Here is a 1488-nt window from a genome sequence, read left to right as displayed (position 1 = left end):
CTCTTCCGGTTTCAGAGTGCGTGGAGGCGTTCGGCCAGGCCGCCGGAGTGGATCAGTGACCGCAAGATGTAGTGGCGCAGATTCCGGAATCCCAGGGCGATGCCGCGGAGATGTTCCAGGCGTCCGTTGATCGCTTCGACGGGTCCGTTGGAGGCGCCGGTGTCGAAGTAGGCCAGGATTTCTGCTCGCCGGGCCCATAGCGAGCGGCCGAGCTGGGCGAGTTCGGCCAGCCCGGCCGGTAGGCCGGTGCGGATGCGTTTGAGGAGCTTGTACATCGCGATCTTGCCCTCGCGCCGGTGCGGCTGCTCGTAGGCAGCGATCAATTCCTGATAGACCGCGTAGGTGATCGCGATTGCCACATGCTCGTCGTGAGCGTCCAGGCCGATCTTGAGCCTGGTCTTCTGCTTATCGGTGAGCAACCCGGTCCGGGTCAACAAGGTCCGGCGGATACCGTAGAGCGGGTCGCCGGACCGGCCGCGATGCCCGCAGGTAGCGGTCTGGATGCGTTGGCGGCAGCGGGTGAGTTTCTCCGCGGCCAGATGGACGACGTGGAAAGGGTCCATGACCGCCCGAGCCCGGTCGAGGGTCTCGGCGGTGGCGGTGCGGTAGCCGGCAAAGCCGTCCATGGTGACGACCCGGATGCGGTCGCGGAAGGCCTGGTCGCGGGCATCAAGCCAGTTCTTCAGCGCGGCTTTCGATCGGCCGGCGACCATGTCCAGCAACCGGGCCGGCCCAGTGCCATCGACGACCGGAGTGAGGTCGACCAGCACCGTCACGAAACTCGGATCGCCTTGTCCGCGAACATGTTTCCACTTATGTTCATCGACCCCGAGGACCCGCACCCGGTCGAGACGTTCCGGTGTAGCGGCCAGGTTCCGGGCCGCCGATAAGGCGATGGCGTTGACGGTGTCCCAGCCCAGCCCGACGGCTGCGGCGACGGATTTGACGCTCATCTTGTCGACGATCATCCGCTGCAGCATCCAGGCGGTGGTGCGGCGGGTGACCTGGGTCCGTGGGGCGACAATGTCATCGATACCGGCCCGGAAAATGGCCTGAGGGCAGGTGGCGGTCTCGCAGCGGAAGCGGGGGACCTGCAGGTGCAGGCGGGTGGGGTGACCCACGATCGGTAGATCGGCGACCTCGCGGTGCACATGATCACGGAGCCGGCCGGGCTCACCGCAGCCCGGGCATCGATCATCCGCTGCCAGCAGTTCGCAGTAGAGATGGGTCCGCTCATGCCCGTCCAGGGCAGCGCCGGTGATCGTCACCCCCAGCTCGATGGTGCGGCAAATGGTGTCAGCGATCGCGGTATTCTCGGCCATGGGTCCTGTCGGTGTTCCTGGGAGTTGGTGTAGGAACTTTCACCCTGACACCACAGGACCCACCTACCTCGCCACGACGCGCCGACCGCCGCACCCCAGAGCGCCTTCGCCACCCCTACATGTTGTGGTCACCAGAACCGGTTCTAGGCACCGTCAAACCGGAAGA

1 protein-coding gene is annotated in these 1488 nt (G+C 65.9%); it reads right to left on the bottom strand.

Annotated elements, in window-relative coordinates; all coding sequences use genetic code 11:
- Positions 1-11 precede the first annotated feature (11 nt).
- The gene (locus tag GP2_RS20745; protein ID WP_006902616.1) at positions 12-1322 is read right to left on the bottom strand and encodes an ISL3 family transposase; all 1311 of its coding nucleotides are present in this window, start codon (positions 1320-1322) and stop codon (positions 12-14) included.
- Positions 1323-1488 lie beyond the last annotated feature (166 nt).

Origin of the sequence: Gordonia paraffinivorans NBRC 108238 (assembly GCF_000344155.1) — a bacterium.
Classification (GTDB): domain Bacteria; phylum Actinomycetota; class Actinomycetes; order Mycobacteriales; family Mycobacteriaceae; genus Gordonia; species Gordonia paraffinivorans.
This window is presented reverse-complemented; position numbering and strand designations above follow the sequence as displayed.

Excerpts from the sequence above, each read along its gene's own strand:
- GP2_RS20745 (WP_006902616.1), bottom strand. The coding sequence starts at position 1,322 with ATGGCCGAGAATACCGCGATCGCTGACACCATTTGCCGCACCATCGAG.